This is a genomic window from Myxococcota bacterium (assembly GCA_041389495.1).
Classification (GTDB): Bacteria; Myxococcota_A; UBA9160; order UBA9160; family UBA4427; genus JAWKRT01.
The window spans coordinates 187,858-206,338 of sequence record JAWKRT010000005.1 but is presented as its reverse complement, the minus strand read 5'-3'; the positions used below and the strand labels follow the sequence as shown (position 1 = coordinate 206,338).

At 74.0% G+C, this 18,481-nt stretch carries 15 protein-coding genes; 3 read left to right on the top strand and 12 right to left on the bottom strand.

All coding sequences use genetic code 11. The annotated features are described in order from the left end of the window. Positions 1 to 43 precede the first annotated feature (43 nt). Entirely contained in the window at positions 44 to 943 is a 900-nt protein-coding gene (locus tag R3E88_20765) for a class I SAM-dependent methyltransferase (GenBank protein MEZ4218915.1), read from the bottom strand. A gap of 215 nt (positions 944 to 1,158) precedes the next feature. Between R3E88_20765 and R3E88_20760 the strand changes: the two genes are divergently transcribed. Next, complete coding sequence (locus tag R3E88_20760) at positions 1,159 to 2,388, top strand: amidohydrolase family protein (protein MEZ4218914.1); 1,230 nt, start codon at positions 1,159 to 1,161, stop codon at positions 2,386 to 2,388. A 19-nt stretch (positions 2,389 to 2,407) separates the two neighbouring features. Here the strand turns inward: R3E88_20760 and hisH are convergent, their stop codons facing one another. The 3 genes from hisH to R3E88_20745 form a co-directional block, all read right to left on the bottom strand. Further along, entirely contained in the window at positions 2,408 to 3,085 is a 678-nt protein-coding gene (gene hisH, locus R3E88_20755; protein ID MEZ4218913.1) for an imidazole glycerol phosphate synthase subunit HisH, read from the bottom strand. Further along, on the bottom strand, positions 3,082 to 4,323 hold the full coding sequence (locus tag R3E88_20750; GenBank protein MEZ4218912.1) for a DUF4915 domain-containing protein: 1,242 nt from the start codon (positions 4,321 to 4,323) through the stop codon (positions 3,082 to 3,084). The genes hisH and R3E88_20750 overlap by 4 nt, the downstream gene beginning before the upstream one ends. Before the next feature lie 68 nt (positions 4,324 to 4,391). Continuing rightward, on the bottom strand, positions 4,392 to 5,606 hold the full coding sequence (locus R3E88_20745) for an N-acetyl sugar amidotransferase (GenBank protein MEZ4218911.1): 1,215 nt from the start codon (positions 5,604 to 5,606) through the stop codon (positions 4,392 to 4,394). Positions 5,607 to 5,943: 337 nt separating this feature from the next. Between R3E88_20745 and R3E88_20740 the strand changes: the two genes are divergently transcribed. Beyond that, entirely contained in the window at positions 5,944 to 7,359 is a 1,416-nt protein-coding gene (locus R3E88_20740; GenBank protein MEZ4218910.1) for a hypothetical protein, read from the top strand. A gap of 13 nt (positions 7,360 to 7,372) precedes the next feature. On the opposite strand, the gene R3E88_20735 is transcribed toward R3E88_20740, so the two are convergent. The 4 genes from R3E88_20735 to R3E88_20720 all read right to left on the bottom strand — a co-directional run bounded on the left by R3E88_20735 (position 7,373) and on the right by R3E88_20720 (position 11,711). Then, complete coding sequence (locus R3E88_20735; protein MEZ4218909.1) at positions 7,373 to 8,788, bottom strand: DUF2330 domain-containing protein; 1,416 nt, start codon at positions 8,786 to 8,788, stop codon at positions 7,373 to 7,375. Continuing rightward, positions 8,785 to 9,561, bottom strand: coding sequence for an RnfABCDGE type electron transport complex subunit D (locus tag R3E88_20730; protein MEZ4218908.1), 777 nt, complete (start codon positions 9,559 to 9,561; stop codon positions 8,785 to 8,787). Before R3E88_20730 ends, R3E88_20735 begins: the two co-directional genes overlap by 4 nt. Positions 9,562 to 9,790: 229 nt before the next feature. Then, the gene (locus R3E88_20725; protein MEZ4218907.1) at positions 9,791 to 10,957 is read right to left on the bottom strand and encodes a M48 family metallopeptidase; all 1,167 of its coding nucleotides are present in this window, start codon (positions 10,955 to 10,957) and stop codon (positions 9,791 to 9,793) included. A 4-nt stretch (positions 10,958 to 10,961) separates the two neighbouring features. Next, a complete protein-coding gene (locus tag R3E88_20720) occupies positions 10,962 to 11,711 on the bottom strand; it encodes a hypothetical protein (GenBank protein ID MEZ4218906.1) in 750 nt (249 codons plus the stop codon). A gap of 277 nt (positions 11,712 to 11,988) precedes the next feature. Here R3E88_20720 and R3E88_20715 point away from each other — a divergent pair, with 277 nt between their 5' ends. Continuing rightward, on the top strand, positions 11,989 to 12,528 hold the full coding sequence (locus R3E88_20715; protein MEZ4218905.1) for a hypothetical protein: 540 nt from the start codon (positions 11,989 to 11,991) through the stop codon (positions 12,526 to 12,528). Here R3E88_20715 and R3E88_20710 read toward each other — a convergent pair. From R3E88_20710 to R3E88_20695, 4 genes are read right to left on the bottom strand one after another with little or no spacing between them, the layout of a single operon-like run. Beyond that, positions 12,512 to 13,894 (bottom strand): hypothetical protein, encoded by a 1,383-nt coding sequence (locus R3E88_20710; GenBank protein ID MEZ4218904.1) that lies wholly within the window; start codon positions 13,892 to 13,894, stop codon positions 12,512 to 12,514. The two genes, R3E88_20715 and R3E88_20710, sit on opposite strands and share 17 nt — an antisense overlap. Next, positions 13,891 to 15,774: an ABC transporter ATP-binding protein gene (locus R3E88_20705; GenBank protein ID MEZ4218903.1), complete on the bottom strand. Its 1,884-nt coding sequence runs from the start codon at positions 15,772 to 15,774 to the stop codon at positions 13,891 to 13,893. The genes R3E88_20710 and R3E88_20705 overlap by 4 nt, the downstream gene beginning before the upstream one ends. Then, on the bottom strand, positions 15,771 to 17,633 hold the full coding sequence (locus R3E88_20700) for an ABC transporter ATP-binding protein (GenBank protein ID MEZ4218902.1): 1,863 nt from the start codon (positions 17,631 to 17,633) through the stop codon (positions 15,771 to 15,773). Before R3E88_20700 ends, R3E88_20705 begins: the two co-directional genes overlap by 4 nt. After that, positions 17,630 to 18,433 (bottom strand): TIGR04283 family arsenosugar biosynthesis glycosyltransferase, encoded by an 804-nt coding sequence (locus tag R3E88_20695; protein ID MEZ4218901.1) that lies wholly within the window; start codon positions 18,431 to 18,433, stop codon positions 17,630 to 17,632. The genes R3E88_20700 and R3E88_20695 overlap by 4 nt, the downstream gene beginning before the upstream one ends. Positions 18,434 to 18,481 lie beyond the last annotated feature (48 nt).

Below are 18,481 nucleotides of genomic sequence, written 5' to 3'. Positions count from 1 at the left end.
CGTCCCGCGAATTCGTCACGTTCCCGTCACGCGTTCGCCACGCCTAGCGAGCGGTCGCGGGCCGCCGCGCCGTCACGACCCAGCACGCCGCCGGCAGCCGGACGGCCGTGCCGTCGTAGTACGGAGCCAACGCGACGCGCACGTCCGCCGTCGCCGCGGCGCGCACCGCATCGGTCGCGTCGCGCAGCGCGGCGCCCATCGGCCCCATCTGCACGAGGAACGAGACGGCCTCGTCGAGCGTGCCGCCGCCGCCCACGCGCAGCTCGCGCACGACCGACTCGTGCGCGACGTCTTCGAAGCCCGCGGCGCGGAGCAGCCGTTCGACGCGCGCCGCGTCGGCGAGCGCGAACGGGCCGGGCGCGTCGGGCGGCGGAGGGTCGGCCTTCGGCAGGTGCGCCGCCGCCGCGGCCATCGGCACGCGCATCCACGGGTTGTCGGCGAGCGCCTGCCACGTCGCCCACGCGATGCGGCCGCCCGGACGCAGCGCGCCCAGCAGGTTCGCGAACGCGGCCTGCGGATCGGCGAAGAACATCACGCCGAAGCGCGAGAAGACGAGGTCGAAGCCGGCCGGGAGCGCGCCCTCGGCGTCGCCGCCGAAGCGCGCCGTCTGCGCGTCGGCCTGGTGGAAGCGCGCGTTCGCGAGCCCGGCGTCGCGCGCGCGCTCGCGGGCGCGCGCGAGCATCGGCGCGGAGATGTCGACGCCCTCCACCGCGCCCGACGGCCCGACGCGCCGCGCGAGCTCGAGGCTCGTCTGGCCGCACCCGCAGCCGACGTCGAGCACGCGCTCGCCGGGCGCGGGCGCCGCGCGATCCATGGCCGCCGTTCCGAGCGGCTCGATCTGCGCGTCGATCACCTCGTGCAGGGCGACCCACTTCGCGCCCGACACCTCGTTCCAGTAGGTGATCTGCTGCGCGTTCGGGCCTTCGGCGGCGAGCGGTTGCATGGCGTCCTCGCGAGTGCGCTCGCGCGTGGCTGCGCGTGCGGAAGCAGGGTCGGGGCCGCGGCGCGGGCCGCGCGGCGCCGCACGCTACCCGATCCACCCGCGCCGCTCCGCCGCCCGCGCGTCGGCGCTTTGGCGCTTTGGCGCGTCGACGCGTCCGCGCGCGACCGCGGCGGGTAGACTCGCGGCGATTCCGCTCCCACTCCGGAGGTCGCCCCGTGACGCTCGCCCCCGACGCCGCCCCCGACGCCGGCCCCGAGCGCGCGATCCCGCGCTTCGTCTCGGTCGACGACCACGTCGTCGAGCCGCCCCACGTCTGGCAGCGCTGGCTCCCCGCGCGCTTCCGCGAGCGCGGCCCGCGCGTCGTCGAGTCACCGGTGACGAGCACCTATCGCGACGGACGTCTCGCCTTCGCGCTCGGCGGCGACGGCCCGCCGACCGATGTCTGGCTCTTCGCGGGCGGCGTCTTCCCGATTCCGCAGGTGATGGCGTGCGCGGGCTTCCCGCCCGAGGCGCTCACGATGGACCCGATCCGCTTCGAGGCGATGCGCCCGGGCTGCCACGAGCCGAAGGCGCGGCTCGCCGACATGGACGCGAACCACACCGAAGCCTCGCTCTGCTTCCCGACGATTCCGCGCTTCTGCGGGCAGCTCTTCCACGAGCAGCCCGACCGCGAGCTCGGGCTCGCGTGCGTGCGCGCCTACAACGACTGGATGGTCGACGAGTGGTGCGGCGACTCGGGCGGGCGGCTGATCCCGCTGTGCCTCGTGCCGCTGTGGGACCCGGTCGCCGCCGCCGAGGAGGTGCGCCGCAACGCGGCGCGCGGCGTCCGCGCCGTCACGTTCAGCGAGCTGCCCGCGAACCTCGGCCTGCCGTCGATCCACACGGGCCACTGGGACCCGCTCTTCGCCGCGTGCGAGGAGACGTCGACCGTCGTGTGCATGCACATCGGGTCGGGCTCGAAGATGCCGACGTCGTCGCCCGACGCGCCGCCCGGCGTGACGATCGCGCTCACGTTCGCGAACGCACAGACGTCGCTCGCCGACTGGCTGCTGTCGGGCGTGCTCGCGCGCTTCCCGCGGCTGCGCATCGCGTACAGCGAGAGCCAGATCGGCTGGATCCCCTTCCTCCTCGAACGCGTCGACGCGCTCTTCCACCGCTCGCGCGCCTGGGCGGGCCTCGACCCCGCGATCACCGAGCCGCCGAGCCACTACTTCCGCGGCCGCGTCTACGGGTGCTTCTTCGACGACGCGTTCGGCGTGCGCGCGCGCCGCGACGTGGGCCTCGAGCAGATCACGTTCGAGATCGACTACCCGCACCAGGACTCGACGTGGCCGCACTCCGCCGACCTCGTGCGCACCTTCGCGCGCGACCTCACGGACGACGAGCTGCGGATGATCGTGCGCGACAACGCGCTGCGGATGCTCGGGCGCGAGCCGGGCGCGTGAGCGCGGCGGCGACGCGCGCTCAGGCCGCGACGCGCGCGGCGAACGCGCGATAGATCGCGAGCCCGGGCTCGCCACTGCGCTCCGGGTGGAACTGGAGCCCGGTGACGTTGCCCCGCGCGAGCCCCGAGCAGAAGCGCACGCCCGCGTAGTCGGTCTCGCACAGGACGACGTCGCGGCTCGCCGGCTCGGCGTAGTACGAGTGCATGAAGTACACGTGCGCGCCCGGCGCGACGCCGTCGAGCAGCGAGCCGCGCCACGCGTCGCGGCGATCGTCCGGCGGCGCGATGCGGTTCCAGCCGACCTGCGGAACCTTGGCGCCCGGTCCGTAGCGGCCGTCAGGGCCGAGCACGGGCGACGGGAAGCGCCGCACGCGACCCGCGACGAGGCCGAGGCCTTCGTGGCGCCCGAACTCCTCGCTCTCGCCGAGCAGGAGCTGCATGCCGAGGCAGATGCCGAGCAGCGGCCGCCCGCTCGCGGCGAAGTCGTGCAGCGCGCGCGCGAGGCCGCGCTCCTCGAGCGCGCGCATCGCGTCGCCGAACGCGCCGACGCCGGGCAGCACGAGCGCCGCCGCGTCCGCGACCGCCCCCGCATCGCCGCTCGTCGCCGCCTCGACGCCGACGTGCGCGAGCGCGAGGCGCACGCTCTCGAGGTTGCCGAGCGCGTAGTCGACGACGAGGACGGAGGGGCCGGCGCTCATCCGCGGCCGACGGGCACGCCGTTCTCGCGGCGCAGCGTCAGCGAATGGACGGCCTCGGTCTGCGGCAGCGGGCAGAATCGCGACATCCGCGACTCGGGGTCGAAGACGACGAAGCCCGTGTCGAGCCCGATGTTGAGCGACGCGCCCTTGAGCTTCTCCGGGTAGCGGTGCTCGGTCGAGCCGACGAAGAAGTAGCGGCCGTCGTAGTCGAGCCCGCGCATGAAGCCCGGGAACTTGCCGAGCACGTTCCAGCTGTTGTCGTGCAGCTCGCCGCGCATCGAGTCGACGTAGCAGAGCTTGCCGTCGAAGAGCGCCACGCTGTGCGGCATCCAGAGGCCGGTCACGACCGGGCCGCGGATCTCGCCCGTCCGCTTGTCGAGCTCGAGGATGCCGCCGTCGTAGGCCTCGTGGAGCCAGTTCCCCGAGAACGAGAACATCGAGACGTAGAGCGTGTCGTCGGCTCCCACCCAGCAGTCGTTGACGTGGTGGTTGTCCTTCTTGTTGCGCGCCCACTTGCCGGAGAGGAAGAACTCGTCGACCGGCACGCCGCTCGCCATGTCGTAGACGCCGATCGAGTCGCGTCCGGGCTGGCCGACGAACACGAGCCGGGACGACGGGTCGTAGTGCGCGCCGTGCGGCTCCGAGTTCGGCGGCAGCGGGATCGTACGCGCGACGCGGAACTCCGGGTCGAGCACGACGAGCCCGCGCAGCATGTCGATCGCGAGCAGGTCGTCGCCCATGTAGGAGATGCCGCGGCACTTGCCGGCGTAGAGCTTGCGCACGTCGCCGCTCGCCGTGTCGACCTCGTAGATGCCCCCGCCGCGCGTCGCCGTGGACGCGTGCTCGGGCGAGCTCACGAGCACCTTGCGGGCGAGCGACTTGAGGTCGTCCTTCGCCTTGCGCTCGTTGAGCAGCGGGTTGCAGCAGAACTCCTCGCCCATGACGAACCCGCGCGCGTGCAGCTCGTCGATCACGCTCGCGTAGTTGACCGTGCAGATCACGACGTAGATCGCGTCGCGCGGCTGGCCCTCGAGCCAGCTCGGCGGGTGGACGTCGAAGCCGCAGTAGCGGATGCCGTGGTTGTTCGGGTTGTTGTCGACGATCGCGCCGCGCTCGGGCGCGACGGGCAGCTTCTCGAGCATGCGCTCGATCCAGTTCGACGCGCCCCAGAAGACGACCCGCTTGTCGCGGAGCGTCTCGGCGAGCTCGTCCCACGTCTTCCACTTCGACGATGCCATTCCCGGGCGTCACCCTCGCGCGCGCTGCGCGCTCCCGCCGGATCGCGCGTCGCGCGCGCGCCGGGCCGTCACACGGTGGGATGCGTGAGCACCCACTGGCCGTCGCGATGCTCCCAGAGGTGCGGCGACCGGGCGGCGTCGATCACCTCCCAGTAGCGCTCCTCCGTGATGCCCATGTAGTCGAGCACCTCGGCGAAGTACTTGCCCGGGAACTCGCCGTCGAAGCGCCGGCACAGCGCGACGCCCTCCTCGCGCGTGATGATGCCGTCGCGGATGTCGCGGCAGGCGTCGTTCATCGCGCGCCCCTGCCCGAACTTCACGTACATCGTGTAGTAGTGCTGGCCGTCGATGCGGTCGTCGAGGCTCGCGTACTTCGAGTACGTGCCCTCGCTGCGGCCGTCGGGGTTCGACTCGAAGCCCGCGTTCTCCTTGGCGTAGTAGTACGAGGCCTGCGGCGACCAGTTCGCGTAGTAGCTGAAGTAGTGCACCTCGATGCCGCGGCCGTCCCAGTCCTCGCGCAGCAGCGGGAGGTAGGGGCCCATCTCCTTGTGCGGGATGCCCTCGGCCGGCAGCTCGGCCCACGGGACGCCGCCGAAGAAGAGCGGCTCGGTCGTCGACGTGCGCGTGAAGTGCGACGGGTCCATCAGCGGGCTCGCGTTCTGATCGAACGAGTCGTGGCACTCGGCCTGGTTCTCGCCGTACATGATGAGGTCGACGTCGTACTGGAGCGCCGCGCGCGGCGCGACGTTCTTCTGCCCGATGATGAACGGCTGGAACGGGTTGACGAGGTTCTCGAACGCGAGCCGCGTGAGGTGCGCGTGCACCTTCGCGTTCGGCGTGACCAGCACGTTGTCGAAGCCGGCGCGGATCCAGTTCTGCATGTTGCGCCAGCCGATGTCGGTGTAGATGTGCGGCGCCCACGTCACGGTGAGCGGGTTCATGTCGTACTTCGACTTCAGCATGTGGCTGACGAAGATCGAGTCCTTGCCGCCGCTGCCGGGAACGATCACGTCGTAGCGGCCGTCGCTGCGCCGGTGGCGGTCGCACAGCTCGCGCAGCTCCGCCTCGCGCGCCTCCCAGTCGATCGTGGCCTTGAACTCCGCGTAGCGGCAGGCGTCGCAGACGCCGTCCTTGCCGAAGCCCGACACGCGCGTCGGGGCCGACCTGTCCTTGCGGAACTCGGGCGAGCTCGCGGGCCGCTGGTTGGACATCACGCAGCGCTTGCAGAAGAGGACCTCCTCCGGGAGGCCCCACTTCGTCGCCGTCGGCTTCGTCTCGGGCATGCTCGATCGCGCTCCTCTGCGTCCGGTCGTGTCCGGCTTCGTTCGGCCGCCCCGCGCGGGAGCGCCGACCCTCGACGCGGCTCCACCTCGGGCGAACGCGCGCGCGGGCGCGCGCCGCGCGGGCGGCGGGACCGGGTCGAGGGGGATCCGCGGTAGTTTCCACTTTCGTCCGCGCGCGACCAGCCCCGACCGGTGCGCCCGCCCGCGCCCGGGAGCGAGCGCGCACGCCCCCGCACGGACGCGACCGCCCGGCGGCGCACGGCGTCACGCCCGGACGCGCGCGCGGCTTCGCGCCCGGCGCCGTCCGCCGCCGATCCGTGCTACTCGGAGCCGCGTCGTGGCCCACGATCCCCGCGAGACGCAGTCCGGCGCGCAGCGGCCCACCCTCCTGCTCCCGGTCGAGAACCAGGTGCGCGAGCTCGACGCGAAGCTGCTCTTCGCGCTCGCCGCGGCCGAGCGCGGCTACCCGTGCGTGCTGGGCGCGCGCGCCACGCTGCACCAGGAGGCGGCGCGCCTCCCCCGCGGCGTCTACGTCGCGAAGAGCGCGCGCGCGCTGAGCGAGCGGATGTTCCGCATCTACCGCGGGCTCGGGAGCGAGATCGTCGCATGGGACGAGGAGTCGCTCGTCCGCAATCCGAACGCCGCGTTCTGGTACCGGCGGCGACTGTCCGCCGCCGCCCTCGCGCACGTGCGCGCCTTCTTCGCCTGGGGCGAGGACGACGCCGCACAGATCCGCGCGTTCCCGGGCGGCGGCGTGCCGCCCGTGCACGCGACGGGCAACCCGCGGCTCGACCTCACGCGTCCCGAGCTCCGCGCCACCTTCGCGGACGACGTCGCCGCGCTGCGCGCGCGCCACGGCGACTTCCTGCTCGTGAACACGAACTTCGGGCTCGTGAACCACTACGTCGACGCGATGAGCGGCGCGCCGCCGCTCCCGCCCGGCGAGCACACGCCGGAGGAGCGCGCCGCGGCGGAGGCGCTCGTCGTCTACCGCGGCGCCATGTTCGACGCCTTCCGCGAGATGGTGCCGACGCTCGCGAAGGCCTTCCCCGACCTCGCGATCGTCGTGCGTCCGCACCCGGTCGAGAAGCACGCGCCGTGGGAGGCGATCGCCCGACAGCACGCCAACGTCGCCGTCGCGCAGAAGGGGAACGTGCTGCCCTGGCTGCTCGCCGCGCGCGCGCTCGTGCACAGCGGCTGCACGACCGGCGTCGAGGCCTACGCGCTCGGCGTGCCCGCGCTCGCGTACGAGCCGATCCCCGGCGCCGGCTTCGACAGCGAGCTGCCGAACGCGCTGTCGCGCCGCGTCGCCGACCTCGACGCGCTCGTCGCCGAGGTGCGCGCGGTGCTCGCGGGTGCGCCGAGCGCGGGCGACGCCGAGCGCGACGCCCGCGCGGCCCGCCACATGGCGTCGCTCTCGGGCGAGCTCGCGTGCGACCGCATCCTCGACGTGCTCGACGACCTGTACGCGGCCGGCCGGCCGCTCGCGCCGGCACGCCCGCTCGCGCGCGCCGCGGCGTGGCTGCACGCCGAGGGGCGCGCGGTGTTCAAGCGCGCGCGCGCGCGCATCCCGGGCAACCGCAACAGCGCCGACTATCAACGCCACCGCTTCCCGGGCGTGACCGAGGAGACGCTGCGCGCGAGCGCGGCGCGCTTCGGCGTCCTGCTCGGCCGCTTCGCCGGCGTGACGATCCGCGAGCGCGCCCCGGACGTCTTCGACGTCCGCCCGCCGCGGCGCGCTGCGGAGCGCTGACCGCGTGCCGGGCTCAGCCCTCGCTGCCCCAGAGCCGCTCCCACCACGTGCGCTCGTCGTCCGCCGCGCGCGCGGGCTCGACGCCGTCGACGCGCGGCAGCCGCTCGCGGATCTCGGCGATGTCCCAGCCCGTGAGGTTCGCGAGCCGGCGCGCCTCGTCCTCGAAGCGCTTCGGGAGCCCGCGTCGATAGGCGACGCCCGCGTCGCACGTCGCCTCGCCCGCGAACGCGTGCCGGAGCACGTAGCGCCCCTGGAAGTTCTCGCGGTCGCCCGTCGTCTGGAACACGAGGTCCTCGGGGAACGCGTCGCGGTCGTAGCGCACGTGGAGGCGCGTCACGAAGACGTCGACGGGCGCCCCGAACGGCGGCGGCGCGATGCGCGGCGAGCGCGCGTCCCGCGGCCCGGACTCCCCGCTCGGCGCGGGCACCCAGAAGACGCCGAGGTCGCGCAGCTCCTTCGGCGTCAGCGGGTCGGCCGCGCACGGGTCGCACCACGCCATGTCCCACGCGTACTCGAGGAACACGGCCGCGCCGCGCTCGCGGCGCGTCTGCTCGTCGAACATCGCGCGGTAGAAGCGCGCGAAGTCGTCCTTCACGAACGGCGGGATCTCGTCGCCGGTCGGGAGCTTCACCGTGCGGTAGTTCGTCGTCTCGACGCGCCCCTTGCGCGTGAGCGCGTAGACGAACAGCTCCTGCGGGCCCTCGGCGTTCACCGTGCCGAGCCGGATCGGCAGCATGAACTTCGGCGACTCGTAGGCGACCTGCAGCGGGCGCAGGCTCTGGAAGCCGAGCTTCGCCTGCTCCTCGAGGTTCACCTTCGCGACGAAGAACTTCATGCCCTGCTTGAGATAGCTGCCGAGCACGGGCGCCGCGCCGTCGGGGATGCGATAGCCGTTCTCGCGCAGCCACGTCTCGAGGCCCGCGCTCTCCTTCGCCGAGAGGATCAGGATGTCGTACTCGCCGACCGTGTACGACGCCTCGATCGCCACGCCGAGCGACTTCGCCCGCTCGCTCGCCTGCGTGAAGCGACTCGCGCCGTCCGCGGCCTCGGCCCGCATCGCCGCCATCGGGTAGACCGGCGCGCACGGATCCCCGTCGAAGTACTCGACGAGACGCGGCGACGTGTACGCGTCGAGGTGCTCGACGACGGCCTTGTCGCCGACGTGGATCTGCCCTTCCGCGAGCACGGTCGGCACCGGGACGACGACCGCGAACTCGCGCGGGTCGCCCCGGAAGTCGTTGACCATCGTGACGACCGTGCGGTCCTCGTCGCGCACGAGCACCACCTGCGAGGCGCGGTTGAAGATCTTCGTGTCGGCCTTCGCGACGTAGAAGCCGCAGAACGCGTCGGACGACGCGGTCACCGCGAGCGAGAGCCACGCCGCCGCGGCGGCGACGCCGAGCGATCGGAAGAGCGCGTTGCGGATCATCGGATGCCTCCTGGAAGGTTCGCGGGAGAGCCGGGACGCCACGCGTGGCGCGGCGCGGGGACGAGCGCGTCGAGCAGCGGCACGAGCGGCGCGCACGCGACGAGCGAGAGGAGCAGACCGTTCGGCCGGAAGAGGCCGTACTGCACGAAGAGCGCGCCCGCCGCGACCGCGGCCGCGAACGCGATGCGCCCGGCGCGCGCGTCGGGCGTCGTGCGCGGATCCGAGATCATGAAGAACGCGAACAGCACGAGCGCGCCCGTCTGCAGCGCGTGGAGCGGAATGGCGAGCGGGTCGCCGAGCCACGCGGCCCGCGCGAAGAGACCGCCCGCATAGCAGGCGAGGAAGGCGACGGTCACGTCGCTCCGCCGCGCGCGGTGCACGACGGCGACACCGGCGCTCGCCATCGCGAACGCCGCCCACGCGGCCTGCCCCCACTGGCCCGGCGACACCCACACGTCGTCGCTCGCGACGAGCCCGACGACGAGGCCGAAGGCCGTCGGGTTGAAGACGTGCCTGCCGCGCACGCGCAGCACGGCCTTGCTGCCGACGGAGACGGCGGCGATGGCCGCGGCGGTCGTCGCGCTCCCCGTGCGCAGCAGCAGGCAGAGCGACAGCGACGAGATCAGCGCGCTGCGCGGATCGAAGCGCTCGCCGCGCGCGCGCGCGACGAGGAGCTGCGCGGCCTGCGCCGCGGCGAGGATCGCGGCCGCGTTCGCCGGCCGCACGTCGAGGTCGAGCCACGCGACGCCGGCGGCGAGCAGCGTCGCGAGCACCGCGATCTGCGCGTGGCGAGGATCGCCGGCGACCCGTCCCGGTGCGCGACGCGCGGACGACGCGCGCGCCCGGCGGGCGCCGTGCGCGGCGGAAGGGGCCTCGAGGGCGTGCGACGGGGGCGCGTGCGCGGTCAGGGCGGACCTCGATCGGCGTCGGGAGACCCGGGCGTGGACGCCCTCCGGTGCGGGATGGTTCCCGCGCGAGCCCGGGAAGCCGTCCTTCGCCCGCCTAACGCGCCGCCGGCTCGCGCTCGAGGAGGCGCTCGATCAGCTTGCGGTCGAACGCCTCGGGCGCGACCTCGAGGTACCGGACGAGCAGCTCGCGCGCGCGCTCCGCGTCCCCGGCCCGGCGGAGGGCGAGCCCGAGATCGCGCAGCGCGTCGGGGTGCGAGGGGTCGAGCTCGAGCGCGTGCTCCCACGCCTCGCTCACCGCCGGCGCCGCGCGGCGCGCGTCGTCCCGGCGCGCGGCGACGCACCCCTTCGCATGGAAGGCGTCGGCGCTCGCGGGAGCGACCGCGGTCCAGCGCTCGACGGCCTCCCACGCGGCGTCGAGCCGGTTCGCTCCGAGCTCGACGTCGACGGCCTCGCGCAGCACCGGCGCGAGCACGCTCTCGTACGCCCGCCGACCTCGCGGATCGGCCGCGTCCGCCTCTTCCGCCGCGCCTGCGCGCTCGAGCGACGCGGCGAGCGCGCGCACTTCGCGCACGCGCTCCGGCATCGCCGGATGGCTCTCCCACGCGAGCACGACGCCGCCGCGCATCGGCTCGCCCTCCTGCAGCCGATGCAGCATCGCCGCCATCTCGCGCGCGTCGTACCCGGCTGCCGACATCCAGGCGACGGCGCGCGCGTCGGCGGCCCGTTCGGAGTCGCGCGAGAGCGTCATGCGATGCACGGTCGACGTCGTGACGGCGCGATAGGCGTCCTCGCGCGAGTCGTCGCGAGCGACGAAGTGCGCGAGCTCGTGGCCGAGCAGGCCGGCGAGCTGCGCCTCGTTCTCGAGCGCCGCGAGCAGGCTCGTCGTGAGGTAGATGCGACCGGCGGCATCGACGAACGCATTGCGGAACGGCGCCCGGAGCACGAACGGCGCGACCGAGGGCGCCGCCTCGGGCAGCGAGAGTCCCGCCCCCGCCTCGAGCCGGCCGACCACCGAGACGAGATAGGCGTCGAGCCGCGCGTCGACGAAGAGCAGATCCGCTTCGGCGACCTTCGCATGCGCCGCGTCGCTGCGCTCGCGCAGCGCGATCTCGCTCCGGGCTTCCGCCTCGCCCGTCCCCGGGACGGCATCCCAACCCGCCACCTCGGGAACGGGCGGCGGGGGCGGCGGCGAGACGCATGCCGCGACGGCGAAGGCACCGACCATCGCGACCGCGGCTCCCGCGCGACGCGCGCCCGTCACGGGGTCATCGCCGACGACCGCCCGGCACGCCGCGCTCGAGGAGCAGCTCGGCATCGAGCCCGAGCGCGAGCACGAGTGCCAGGCCGACGTCCTTCGGGTTCGACAGCCAGGCATCCTCGGGCTTGAGATCCTGGTCGACGAGGACGGCGAGGCTCACGAGCGGCTCGACGCCCGCGCTCCGGAACGCGACGAGCTCGCCGCGCAGGTCCGTCACCTCGACCCAGAGCGAGAGGGCGGGAACCCACCCCCACTCGTTCACACCGGCGAAGACGTTGCGGACGACGCGCCCGGGCGACGAGACCTGCATCGTCCTGCCGTCCACGCGCGCGCTGCCGTTGCGGAACGGCGCGGCGACCTGCACGATGCGCGCCTCGACGCGGAAGTCGCAACCGAGCTCGTCGCGCAGATCCGCCGCGACGCCGTCGAGGAAGGCGTCCCACACCTCGGGCAGACGCTCGCCGGTCGCCGTGTCGATGTACGGCGGCCGCGCTTCGACGAGCGCCTCGAGGCGCGGCGCGACCTCGCTCGGACGACGCACCGCGAACGACGACGCTTCGAGGTACTCCACGAGCGCGTCCTCGAGCCGAGCGCGCCGCGGATCGTCGGCTTCACCGGTGGGGATCGCGACGGACTCGAGGCAGAGGCGCGCGCCGCTCGCGAAGACCGGTTCGTCCCCTGCGAGCGCGCCGACGGCGGGAGCCACGAGCAGCAGCCCTGCGATCGCGAACGCCGACGGAGCGCGGCAACGAGGCATCCCGCGTACTGTATCATGCGCGGGCCTAACGACGGGGAAGCCTGTGGACGGAGGCGGAACGCGAACGCAAGCCGCGCCGCGTGCGCGACGGACGCGCGCCGCGCCCAGGCTTGCTAGGTGCGGCGCGGCCCTCGCCCTGGCGGCGTGGACGATCGCCTGCCAGGGCGCCGGCGGCTACGACCCCCTCCGCATACCCGAGCAGGAGCTGCGCGCGCGGGTACGCCGCATCGCCCTCGCATCGCTGCGGGCGCCGAACGGGCTCGTCGACCGCGCCGCCGTGCAGGAGCGGGTCCACGCCCTGATCGCGTCCGACCTCACCGGGAGCGGCTTCGAAGTCGTCGGCGCCGACGCGATGGAGACCGCGTGGCGGGAGGCTGCCGAGGCCGTCGGCGGGCTCTACGACCCGAAGACGGGTGAGGCCGACGGCGACAAGTGGGACGCGGTGCGCGAGGCCACCTACCGCGAGCTCGCCGCGGTCCACCGCGCCGACGCGGTGCTCTACACGACCCTGGCCGTCGAGATCCGCCGGCTCGACGGGCGCGAGGCGCCGGTCTGCGGGCGCTGGGACACGCTCTACTGGCCGGCTTCGTGGAGCATCGGCGAGTCCGCCACGCTCGTCGTCAACGCGTGTCTCGACCTCGAGATCGTCGACCTCGACGGACGGGTGCTCTACTCGATCCGCAACGGCGGCGACAACCTCGAGACCTTCCTGCAGCAGACCCGGTCGCGACGCCCGGTCGAGGAGCGCTTCGCCGATCCGCAGCGGTTGCGGCGACTCGTCTCCGGTCTCCTCGGAAGGCTCACCGGGGCCGAGTGACGCCGCGCGCATCGCGGGGTTGGGGATCGCGCTCCCGCATCGCCCCGGCGACGAGCTCCGCGAGGATCTCGTTCCCGCGCGGGCCGAAGTGACAGCAGCTGTCGACGTAGAGCGTCTCGGGGTGCGCCTCGAAGGCGCGCGTCGCATCGACGAACTCGACGCCGCTCGCGGCGAGCTCGCGGCCGGCGCGCTGCAGCAGCGGGTGGAAGTCCCGCGCGTCGTCGCGGTAGAGCATCGTCGCGTCGGCGACGAGGGCCCGCTCCGACTCGGAGAGCGGCTTGGTGTCGGGCACGTGCGGGTTCGGCTGCAGCACGTGGACGTAGCGGAAGCCGAACGTGCGCGAGAGGGCGTGCAGGCCGAGCGACGATCGCGCCCAGATGCCGACGAGGTGTTCGGCGAGCTCGACGCGGCTCGCGTACTCCCGGTACGGGCCGATCGGAGCTCCGTCGGCGCGCGCGCGCGCCGCGGCGGCGAAGTCGGCATGCGCGCGCGCGACCTGCGCGTCGAGCCGGCGCGCGCGCACGAGCGCGACGAGGCGCGCGAGCCCCGAGAAGCGGAGCGCGCCCGACGGCGCCTCGAGCAGCGCGTCGAGCCGATGCTCGAGGCGCTCGATCTCGGCGATGCGGCGCAGCATCGCGGCGTCGGGGAGCGGCGCCGTCTGCTGCTTCCAGTAGCGCGGGAAGATGGCGGCGACGCCGTGGCTCACGAGGTCGATGCGCGGCAGCGCGATCTCGTTGAAGCCGTCGATCTCGAGCAGCACGTCGATCTGCGCGCCGTCGGCGAGCAGGTAGGCGATCGCGGTGAGCGGCTGCGGCTGCTTCCACCCCGAGAGGCCGAGGCGCACCCACTCGACGCGCTTGCCCGCATAGCGAGGGTCGCGCGCGAGTGCGCTCTCGAACGCGGCCGTGCCCTCGAGGCCGAAGCGCTCGGCCACCGAGCCCCCCGCGACCGCGACCACCACGCGATCGGGAGCGCGCTCGCGAAGCGGCCCGGCGGTGTCGACGAAGCCGTAGGCGTTGACCGCGAGGCCCGGCACGGCGTCGCCGAACTCGACGGGCGAGCCCGGCGCCGCGACGTAGCCGGCGTACGGGTGCACGGCCCAGTAGCGGCGCCGCTCCGCGCGCTGCGCGCGCGCCGCGGCGTCGAGCGCCTCCGCCCCCGCGGCGTCGCCGCCCGCGTCCTCGGCCTGCGCGCCGTCTCGGCGGCCCGCCGCTTCGCCACCCCGGGCCTCGGCCGAAGACGGCGCCGCGGCGCCCGCCGCTTCCTCGCGCAGCGCGGCGAGCGCGATCCAGGAGAGCGCCTCCACGATCGCGACCGCGAGCACGAGGCCGACGACCGCGAAGAGCGCGCGGCGCGCGCGGCTCACGCCGCGGGCTCCTGCGCCTCGACCTGCAGCTCGTAGAGCTCCCGATACCGGCCGCCGCTGCGCAGCAGCTCGCGGTGCGAGCCCTGCTCCACGATGCGGCCGCGATCGAGCACGTAGATGCGATCGACGTCCTCGATGGTGGAGAGCCGGTGCGCGATCGCGATCGCGGTGCGCCCCTCCATCAGCACGTGGATGCCGCGCTGCACGAGCGCCTCGGTCTCCGTGTCGATCGAGCTCGTCGCCTCGTCGAGCACGAGGATGTCCGCGCCGTGCGCGAGCGCGCGCGCGAACGACAGCAGCTGGCGCTGACCGGCGGAGAAGTTCGTGCCGCGCTCGCGCACGGGCGTGTCGTAGCCGTGCGGCAGGCGCTCGATGAAGCGGTCGGCCCGCACGGCCGCGGCCGCGCGCCGGATCGCGTCCGGCGGGACGTCCGCGCGCCCGAGCCCGATGTTCTCCGCGACCGTGCCGCTGAACAGGAACACGTCCTGCAGCACCGTCGCCACGCGACGGCGCAGCTCCGCCTGCGGCATGCGGCGCACGTCGACGCCGTCGATCCGCACCGCGCCGCGCTGCACCTCGTAGAGGCGCGTCAGCAGACCGATGATCGTCGACTTGCCCGCGCCGGTGGCGCCGACGAGCGCGACCTTCTCGCCGGGCGCGACGCGGAACGAGACGCCGCGCAGCACCCAGGCCCCCGCCGCCGCGTCCGCGTCGTCGTAGGCGAACCACACGTCGTCGAACTCGACCTCGCCGCGCCGCGCGGCGGGCACGACGACGTCGTCGGGCGCGGGGTCCTCGATCGCGACCCGCGTGTCGACGAGCTGGAAGATGCGCTCGGCGCTCGCCATCGCCGACTGCATCACCGAGTACTTCGCGGACAGGTCGCGCAGCGGCATGAAGAAGCGCCGCATGAGATCGATGAAGAAGTACAGGACGCCGGGCGACGCGATCCCCGTGCCCGCCCACAGGATGATCGCGATCGTGATCTGGCTCGCGGCCTCGACCGTCGCGAACAGGAGCGCGTCGTAGTGGATGGAGCGGCGCCAGGCGTCGCGGTGGCCGGCGTTCATCGCGTCGAAGTCGCGCAGGTTGCGCTCCTCGCGCGAGAAGAGCTGCACGACCTTCATGCCCGTCACCGTCTCCTGGATGTGGGCATTGATGCGCGCGATGCGGACGCGCACGTCGCGGAAGGCCTCGCGCACCTTCCAGCGGAAGATCGACGCACCGATCGCCAGCACGGGAACGACCAGGAACGACTTCCACGCGAGCGTCGGCGACTCGAGCCACAGCACGATGCCGAAGCCCGCCATCTTCGCGACGTCGGTGACGAGCGCGACGATGCCGGCCGAGAACATCTCGGAGATGTTCTCGACGTCGTTCGTCGTGCGCGTGACGAGGCGCCCGACCGGGTAGTCGTCGAAGAAGCCCATGTGGAGCTTCTGGATGCGGTCGAACACGACGCGGCGCAGGTCGCGCATCGCGTTCTGGCCCGTCATCGTCATCAGCACCATGTGCAGGTACTGCATGAGCCCGAGCGAGATCGCGAAGAACAGGTAGAGAACGGCGAGCCACGCGAGGGGCGGGATGCCGAAGGGCGCGTCGAGCATCGCCTCGATCGGCCCCGCGAGCCCGACGGCCTCGATCGTGCGATCGAGCCCGCTCGGTGCGTGCTCGACGACGCCGTAGCGCGACACGAAGCCGTCGACGCCGCGCTTCACGAGGAACGGCTGGGCGACCTCGACCGCGAACATCGGGACGACGAGCGCGAGCGTCGCGACCACCTGGCCGCGATAGGGCCGCACGTACGCCCACAGCCGGCGCAGCAGGCGCACGTCGTAGGCGCGGCCGAGCGACTCCTCCTCGTGGAGCGCGACGCTCACGCGCGCGCCTCCCGGCCGCCGTCCGCGCGCGCGGACGCGCCGGGCGCGGGCTCGGCCGCCTCCTCCGCCTGCTCGCGCGCGAGGCGCGCGTAGAGTCCGCCGCGCGCGAGCAGCTGCTCGTGCGTGCCGCGCTCGACGATCTCGCCGTCGTCGAGCACGGCGATCTGGTCGCACGCGCGCACGGAGCTCACGCGGCTCGCGACGACGATCACCGTGCGGCCGCGGAAGACCTCGCGCAGCCCTTCCTGGATCGCCGCCTCGGTCGCCGCGTCGACCGCCGACAGCGTGTCGTCGAGGATCAGGATGCGCGGCTGCAGGAGCAGCGCGCGCGCGAGCGCGGTGCGCTGGCGCTGGCCGCCCGAGAGCATCACGCCGCGCTCGCCGACGAGCGTGTCGTAGCCCTCCGGCAGCTCGGCCACGTCCTTCGCGAGCTGCGCGCGGCGCGCCGCCTCCTCGACGCGCTCGCGCGGCGCGTCCGGGTCGCCGTAGGCGACGTTGTCCGAAAGCGACATCGAGAACAGGAACGAGTCCTGCGGCACGGCCGCGATGCCGCGGCGCAGCGTCGCGACCGGGATGCGGTTCACGTCGACGCCGTCGAGGAAGAGCTGGCCGTCCGGCACCTCGTAGAGACGCGGCACGAGCGCGGCGAGGGTCGTCTTGCCCGACCCCACCGTCCCGACGACGCCGAGCGACGTGCCCGCCGGCACGTGCAGGTCGACGCCGCGCAGCGCCTCCGCCCTGCCCGCGTCCTCGCCCGGGAGGTCGTAGGAGAACGTCAGGCCGCGGAACTCGATCTCGCCGCGCAGCTCGCGCACGTCGTCGACCTCGCGGTCGCGGATCGACGGGTCGATCGAGAGCACCTCGTCGATGCGCTGCATGGCGGCCGCGCCGCGCTGGAGCATCGAGACCGTCCAGCCCAGGATGAACGTCGGGAACGACAGCTGGTAGACGAACATCGTGAACTCGAAGAACTGCCCGACGGCGAGGCCGCCGCGTTCGACGAGCCGCCCGCCCACGAGCAGCACGACGAACATCGCGAACGCCGGCAGCAGCATCATCACCGCCTGCATGCCCGCGTTCACGTGCACGAGCCCGAGCTGCCGGCGGTAGAGCTCGCGGTTCTTCGCGTCGAAGCGCCGCGCCTGCTCGTCCTCCATCGCGTAGGACTTCACGACCGCGATGCCGGAGACGGCCTCCTGCACCTGGTTCGACATCTCGCCGAGCCCCTCCTGCACGAGCAGGTTGCGGGCGAACATGCGCGAGCCGAAGTAGCGCGCGATGAACACGAAGCTCGGGAACGGGACGAGCACGAGCACGGCGAGCAGCGGGTCGCGCGTCGCCATGATCCCGATCGTGCCCGCGAACTGGACGGGCGCCGACAGCGTCGTGAGGAGCCCCGGGCCGAGCAGCAGGCGCACCGAGTTCAGGTCGTTGACGCAGCGGCTCATGATGTCGCCGGTGCGCCAGCGCGCGTAGAAGGACTGCGGCAGCCGCTGCAGGTGCGCGAACAGGTCGTTGCGCATCTCGTACTCGACCTCGCGCGCGGCGTCGAAGACGAGCACGCGCGAGAAGTACCGCAGCGTCGCCGCGACGACGGCCGCCGCGAACAGCCACAGCGCGCGCGTCCGCACGACGCCCTCGCCGAGGCCCGCGATCGCCGCGTCGATGACGCGGCCCGTGAGCACCGGGATGGCGAGGAAGCACGCCATGTAGGCGAGCGTCGCGCCGGCCCAGACCGAGTAGTAGACGGGATGGCGGCGCACGTAGCGGAACAGGCGCCGGACGGCGTGACGGACCGAGCCGTCGCTCGCCTCGGCGACCGCGCCGCCGGCGCCGTGCGCGGGGGCCGCGGCGCTCATCGCCCGAGCCACCGCGCGAGCGGCGCGCGCGGCGCGCCGAGCGCCCAGCCCGCGAGCGCGACCGCGTGCGCCGCGACCGTGCGCGCCGCGCCGCGCTCGAGGTAGCGGCGCGGCGAGGTCTCGACGCACTCGCGCAGCAGCGCGACGCGCCCGCACCCCCGCAGCCGCCACACGAGGTCGACGTCCTCGAAGAGCGGCGCCTGCGGAATGCCGCCGATCGTGCGCAGCGCGCTGCGGCGCGCGAAGAGCGCCTGGTCGCCGAACGGGAGGCCGAGCCAGCGCGCGCGAGCGTTCCCCGCGCGCGCGATGCGCGCGAGCGCGCGCGTCTGCGCGGGCGTGGCGCCGGTGCGCTCGAAGCCGAGCGCGAACGCACCCGCCGCGCAGCGCGCGTCGTCGAGCGCGCGCGCGACCGCGGCGCGCCATCCGCGCGGCAGCAGCGTGTCGGCGTGGAGGAACAGCACGACCTCTCCCGTTGCGGCCTCGAGCCCCGCCTGGAGCTGCCGCGCTCGCCCGGGCGCACACTCGATCACGCGCGCGCCCCCCGCGCGCGCGAGCTCGCGCGTCGCGTCGCGACTCCCCCCGTCGACGACGACGACGTCGAGCGCCGGCGACGCCGCGCGCGGCGTCGACGCAGGGTCGCCGCCGCCCGGCGACTCCGGCGGACGCGCGGGCCCGACGCCCGACGCGCCATCTGACACGCCATCCGACACGTCACCGGAATCGCCGGCGAGCACGCGCTCGAGGACCGTGCCGATCGCGAGGTGCTCGTCCTTCGCCGGGATCACCACCGCGATCGCCACGCGCGCAATCTAGGCCCCCGCCGGCGAATGCGCGACGAAAAGCCGGCG